Source organism: Desulfosarcina cetonica JCM 12296 (genome assembly GCF_001311845.1).
Lineage (GTDB): Bacteria > Desulfobacterota > Desulfobacteria > Desulfobacterales > Desulfosarcinaceae > Desulfosarcina > Desulfosarcina cetonica.
Genome location: NZ_BBCC01000289.1, coordinates 1 through 5,463, shown reverse-complemented (window position 1 = coordinate 5,463; position 5,463 = coordinate 1). Strand labels below are relative to the sequence as shown.

Below are 5,463 nucleotides of genomic sequence, written 5' to 3'. Positions count from 1 at the left end.
CTCCAGTCCGGCGGCGGTGAGGGCGCGGTTTTCACCGATCAGGGGAACCACATCGGCAACCGTGCCCAAAGCGACCAGATCACAAAGCTTTTTCAGGTTCGGTTCGCGCCGGTGCTCCCAGAAACCGTGTTTGCGCAGGTGGGCGCGAAGGGCGATAACCAGGTAAAAGGCGACGCCCACGCCAGCCAGATGCGACAATCGTCCAAAGTTGTTGTCCGCGCGGGTCGGGTTGACCACGGCGACGGCATCGCTCGGGAGCGCTTCCACGGGATGATGATCGGTCACGATGGTGTCGATGCCGGCCTCACGGGCCCGGGCAATGGCTTCGGCACTTGCCGAACCGCAGTCCACGGTGACGATCAGCCCACGCCGGCGGGTTTCGCCCGGCGGGTGACGAAATCAGGGCCCATGCCATAGCCGTCGGTGACGCGATGGGGGATGAAATAGCTCACGCGGGCTCCGCAGCGTCGCAGAAAGGTGACCAGAACGGCGGTGGCGGTGATCCCGTCGGCATCGTAATCCCCATGGACGAGAATTTTTTCATCGGCGGTCAAGGCCCGATGGATCCGTTCAACCGCCTTGCCCATGTCCATCATCTCCAGCGGGGGGGCCAGATGGCTCAGGGTCGGGTTGAGAAAATCGATCGCCTGAGAGCGGGTCTGGATGCCGCGCAGGGTCAGCAGCCTGGCCACCAGGGGCGGACAGGGGAGCTGACGTGCCAGGCGGCTGACGGTTTGCGGATCCGCCTCTGTAAGCTGCCATTGTTTTTCCATGGGGCGGGGCATATCTTATTCTGCCATCTGGAACAAGCCTGAAACCCGTGGGTTTTTGTGAACTTGAAAATTTGTATTTTAAATCCAGTTTCTTGTGTATCTTCTGCAACCTGCCGCAATGGCCGAAAAAAACGGTTTCGGGTTGTCAAACCAATTGGTGATTTGATAGGTGCAACTTGGTGATTTGAATAGGTGCAATGAAAACAAGCATACGATACTACCAGGTGGACCGCTCCCAGATCAGCTTCGTCAAATTCATTCTCGAGGCCTATGACAACACGGCGGTGCTGTCGACGTTGGATTCGGAAAAGGGGTTGGTTCAACTGACCATTGCCCCGGGCTGTGAGTTCCTGGTGGCGGATGTCATGCAAAGCCTGGGCGCTGAATTTCCCGTTGCCCGCCTAGCGCCGGACGGATGGGCCGGTGACGATGGCGGGCCGCCGCCGGCTTGGTAAATCCAGGCCGGCCACAACGAAGAAGGATGATAACGTTCTCCATGAAGTCAAAATTACTGCACATCAGTACCATCGGGTGCCAGATGAACGTCTATGACGCCGACCAGATCGCCGGTGTACTGGCACCTCTAGGATATACCGGAACCGATGCCATCGAGACGGCCGACCTGGTTGTGGTCAATACCTGTACGATCCGCGAAAAGGCCGAACAGAAAGCCTTCAGCTTTCTTGGGCGCCTGGCCAAAATCAAGGCCGCCAACCCGTCGCTGATCGTGGCCGTTGGCGGTTGCGTGGCCCAACAGGAAGGGCAGGCGATCCTCAAGCGAATGCCCCATGTGGATCTGGTATTCGGCACGCATGCGATTTTTCGATTGCCGGAAATGGTCCGGCGTATCGAACAGACCCGTTGCCGGCTCGTGGATGTGCGCATGTCCGATGCCATCGATAGCGACAGCGCGCTTGTCGGACCGCTGGCACCGGGACAAGTTTCGGCCTTCGTTACGATCATGCGGGGCTGTGACAACTTCTGCACCTACTGTGTCGTCCCCCACGTACGTGCGCGAGGCCAGTCGCCATCCGGACCGGATTATCGAAGAGATTCGCATGCGGGTTGACCAGGGCGTGCGCGAGGTGACCCTCCTGGGGCAGAATGTCAACAGCTACGGCAACAAGGAGGGGCTCTGCAGTTTCAGTGAACTTCTGGAACGGGTGAACGATATTCCCGGCCTTGGCCGGATCCGCTTTACCACCTCCCATCCCAAGGATCTTTCCGACGATCTGATCGGGGCATTCGGCCGTTTGAAGAAACTGTGCCGGCACATCCATCTGCCGGTGCAATCGGGCGACGACGAGATCCTGCGGCGCATGAACCGCCGGTATACGCGTGCGGCCTACATGGACAAGGTCGCTCGACTCAGGGTGCAGTGTCCGGATATTGCCATTACTTCGGATATGATTGTTGGTTTTCCCGGTGAAACGGACCGGCAATTCCAGGCTACCCTGGACCTGATCCGTACCGTACGTTACGATGGCCTTTTCGCTTCATGTATTCGGACCGTCCCAGTGCGCCGGCTACCGCTTTTTCAGGCAAGATCGACGAACGGGTCAAGAAGGCGCGCCTGCAGACCTTGCTGGACCTGCAAGCCGGAATCACCGCCGAAAAATATCAGGCCATGCTGGGCCAGGTCAGGACCGTGCTGGTGGAGGGGACCAGCCGGAGTTTGGACCATTTCACGAACCCGGCGGGCGATGGCGGCCTTCAATGGACCGGCCGTACTTCGTCCAATCATATCGTGCATTTCCCGGCCGATGAAGGCAATTCAGGGGATAAAGAACTGTTGACAGGCGCTTTTGCCGATATCATGATAGAAACAGCACATGCCCACTCCTTAGGGGGGCGGCTGATTCAAGGGCCGATGGGTGCCACACCGGAAAAAGGAGAGAAGACCATTGCTGCATAAAGCCAACATTGCGGGACTGGCCATGGATCCGGCATCGAATACACCCATCATCCTGCTCAAAACAGAGGATGGCGATCAAACCTTGCCGATCTGGATCGGCTTGTTGGAAGCCACGTCAATCGCCTCGGCGCTGCAGGAAATCAAGTTCGACCGTCCCATGACCCATGATCTGTTCAAGAATCTGACCCAACTGCTCAATGTCCAGATCAACCGTATCGACATTTGCGATTTGCGCGAAAACACCTTTTATGCAGAGATCCACTTCGCCGCGGAAGACCGCTCGTTTACCATGGACGCGCGTCCCAGTGATGCCATTGCATTGGCATTGCGATTTCGTGCGCCGATTTTCGTGGATGATCGGGTCATCGAGAAATCCCGTTCCGGTAAGACCGACGGCGAGGCGGCCGACGAGAGCGAGGAAGGCAAGAAGTGGGCTGAATACCTTGAAAACCTATCTCCCGAGGATTTTGGCAAGTATAAGGTCTGACGGATTCATCAAAAAAGCACATCCCAGCCATTGCAAGAGCTCGGCAACCTTTTGCCGGGCTCTTTTTGCGTGAACGCGCCCCTTTGGGGGATAACCTGCTAAAAATAAAAAAATCCATATATAGTGGCGCCTCTTTGTAAAAGATACCAGATGGTGTTGACAAATTTCGCGTCTTGGAGTAAATCAACGCCGATACCCCCGGTCCTAAAACCGTCACGATCCAGGTGCAACGTATGCGTAACGTTCTCGTTATTGACGACGAGCAGATGATTCTCGGTCTCGTGGAACAAGTTCTCCAGCAGATGAATTTTTCAGTGGAGACGGCAGAGAATGGGCAGACGGGAATCGACAAGTTTGATACGGGCGACTTTGATCTGGTCATCACGGATATTTGTATGCCGGACACCGATGGCAATCAGGTTGTCATGCATATCCGCAAATCATCGCGTCAACACACACCGGTTGTCGGCATGTCGGGAACACCCTGGGAACTGTCCAATCCCATGTTCGACTACATCCTGCCAAAGCCGTTCCAGGTCAACAACCTTCTGGAGACGGCAAAATTGCTTACCGGCAATACGCTCTGAGTCCGTACCCCTCAATACGTGAAGCACCCATTCTCGTAAATGGTGGTGTGTCGGCCATCGGCGAGGTGGGCGGTAACCCGTTTCTTTTCGGTGTTGACCAGATCCCAGTGAAGCGCTGATGTGTTGAATCCCAGACGGGTCTTTTTTTCCCCGGACAGCGTTTGCACGTCGCCATCGAACGTATCGGCATAGCTGGACCCCATCGCGATATGACAGTTGCCCCATTGCCCGCCGAAGTTTTCGTCAAACAGGGTATTGGCCATGAAGCGGTCGATCTTTGAAAAGCGCTTGTCCGTCAATGAGAATTCACCAATGCGGGAAGCGCCACGGTCCATGCTTAGCTGTTGTTGGACAAACGCGCCACCCGATTCGGCATCGATGGACACGGCAGCCCCCTTCTTAAACGTCAGGCGAACCTGGTGAACCAGGTTGCCGCTGCGATAAGAGGGTTGATCGGCAAAATAGACACCGCTGGTTCCGCGCCAATCCGGAGAGAGGAATAATTCGAAGCTGGGAATGTTATGTCCGGAGATGCCGATCCAACGGCGTTGTTCACCCGGTGTGACAATCAAATCGATGTGTTCCGACTCGATATGGTAGTGCTTGACATCCATGCCATTGAGCCACTTTTTAATGATCGCCGCCTTGCGGAAAATCGACTTCCACTGGGCCACGGGATCCCGGCGATTGAGGAAACAGGCTTTGACAATTTGTTGGCTGTATTCATCAAGGGGTATCCGGGCGTGCTGCGCCAAGTCGTTGGTGGGCAGCATGCACAAGGTCCAACTGAATGCGCCGGTCTGCTCCCGCTCCTCGAGAATGTCCCGCAAGTATTTCTTGGAGAGGGTGAAACGGCTGATTTTTTGGGGTCGATGCCGGACAGATGGGTAATGGACGCCGGCGCGTGCAAAAAGATGGATCCGTTGAGGTGGCGGTAGAGCGTGTCCTCTCCGGGTGGATCGAAAACCAGTTGACGACGGTTGGCCAGTTTAAAGAAATTTTTTCCATTTCCGGTGTTGGATGCAGGCGCCGAACCGGGTTCATTCCCTGTTCCAACAGCCGGCGTTCCAGTATCTGGGCCAGGGGGACGGCGTCCAGGTTGAATCTCACCAGAACCACATCGCCCCTTTTAAACGGCTTGCTCCGGGCGATGCGCAGCCCCCACAGCAATACCTCGGCATAACGCTCCAATTGTATCTCACTGAGCATGGCGCCTCCCTTCCTGCGTACGGATGGATCGTTCACCCGGTTACTCTTTCAAGAAATAGCGATGATATTCCGGTTCGGAAAGATGCTTGCGCAGCAGGCCTGACAGCAGGTTGAAAATCGCTTCCCGTTCTTCACCGGTCAGCCGTTGGCGCAGCAAATCCATCAGCCGGTCATCTGAAAATTTTTGCAAGTAGTAAACCACGGTATCCATATCGGATTCGTCATTGAGCCCAAATCCGATAAATCCTTCGAATTCCTCGACAAAGCGGTGTGAGTGCACGGGCATCGGTTTTCCTGATGGTGAATGGGTGAACAGCCAGGATCTACAATAGAGCAAAATAGGGCGACGGGTCAATACAGTTGGGGATGGCCGATAAGGTAAATGCGAGCCGCTATCCCCGGGCGCTGTTTCCACGCGCACGGACACTTGGCGCAACGATCATGACCGCTGCCTGAAGGCGCGCGCGGCGCCGGGTTCCCCCATGCGGCCAT

10 protein-coding genes are annotated in these 5,463 nt (G+C 56.0%); 5 read left to right on the top strand and 5 right to left on the bottom strand.

All coding sequences use genetic code 11. From position 1 onward, the window contains the following. Both JCM12296_RS32160 and JCM12296_RS32155 read right to left on the bottom strand, forming a co-directional pair. Positions 1-351 (bottom strand): DHH family phosphoesterase (locus tag JCM12296_RS32160; RefSeq protein WP_246805208.1); only part of this gene is annotated, 351 nt, incomplete at its 3' end. 8 nt (positions 352-359) lie between these two features. Further along, positions 360-773 carry a DHH family phosphoesterase gene (locus tag JCM12296_RS32155; protein WP_157068095.1) on the bottom strand — a complete coding sequence of 138 codons (414 nt, stop codon included), beginning with the start codon at positions 771-773 and terminating at the stop codon, positions 360-362. Between the two features lie 197 nt (positions 774-970). On the opposite strand from JCM12296_RS32155, the gene JCM12296_RS32150 reads away from it, so the two are divergent. The 5 genes from JCM12296_RS32150 to JCM12296_RS32135 all read left to right on the top strand — a co-directional run bounded on the left by JCM12296_RS32150 (position 971) and on the right by JCM12296_RS32135 (position 3,762). Continuing rightward, a complete protein-coding gene (locus JCM12296_RS32150; RefSeq protein WP_083456729.1) occupies positions 971-1,228 on the top strand; it encodes a DUF4911 domain-containing protein in 258 nt (85 codons plus the stop codon). Between the two features lie 41 nt (positions 1,229-1,269). Beyond that, the gene (locus tag JCM12296_RS48545; RefSeq protein WP_281492230.1) at positions 1,270-1,842 is read left to right on the top strand and encodes a hypothetical protein; all 573 of its coding nucleotides are present in this window, start codon (positions 1,270-1,272) and stop codon (positions 1,840-1,842) included. Next, positions 1,832-2,569, top strand: a complete 738-nt coding sequence (locus JCM12296_RS48540) for a radical SAM protein (protein ID WP_281492229.1) — start codon at positions 1,832-1,834, stop codon at positions 2,567-2,569. The genes JCM12296_RS48545 and JCM12296_RS48540 overlap by 11 nt, the downstream gene beginning before the upstream one ends. Positions 2,570-2,677: 108 nt before the next feature. Then, complete coding sequence (locus JCM12296_RS32140; RefSeq protein WP_054701707.1) at positions 2,678-3,175, top strand: bifunctional nuclease family protein; 498 nt, start codon at positions 2,678-2,680, stop codon at positions 3,173-3,175. Positions 3,176-3,408: 233 nt separating this feature from the next. Next, a complete protein-coding gene (locus JCM12296_RS32135) occupies positions 3,409-3,762 on the top strand; it encodes a response regulator (RefSeq protein WP_054701704.1) in 354 nt (117 codons plus the stop codon). Positions 3,763-3,773: 11 nt separating this feature from the next. Here the strand turns inward: JCM12296_RS32135 and JCM12296_RS32130 are convergent, their stop codons facing one another. The 3 genes from JCM12296_RS32130 to JCM12296_RS32125 are packed head-to-tail and all read right to left on the bottom strand — an operon-like array spanning position 3,774 to position 5,257. Next, positions 3,774-4,592: an aminopeptidase gene (locus tag JCM12296_RS32130; RefSeq protein WP_281492228.1), complete on the bottom strand. Its 819-nt coding sequence runs from the start codon at positions 4,590-4,592 to the stop codon at positions 3,774-3,776. After that, positions 4,489-4,971, bottom strand: a complete 483-nt coding sequence (locus JCM12296_RS51670; RefSeq protein ID WP_281492227.1) for an aminopeptidase — start codon at positions 4,969-4,971, stop codon at positions 4,489-4,491. The genes JCM12296_RS32130 and JCM12296_RS51670 overlap by 104 nt, the downstream gene beginning before the upstream one ends. A gap of 40 nt (positions 4,972-5,011) precedes the next feature. Then, positions 5,012-5,257 carry a hypothetical protein gene (locus JCM12296_RS32125; RefSeq protein ID WP_054701701.1) on the bottom strand — a complete coding sequence of 82 codons (246 nt, stop codon included), beginning with the start codon at positions 5,255-5,257 and terminating at the stop codon, positions 5,012-5,014. Positions 5,258-5,463: the final 206 nt, after the last annotated feature.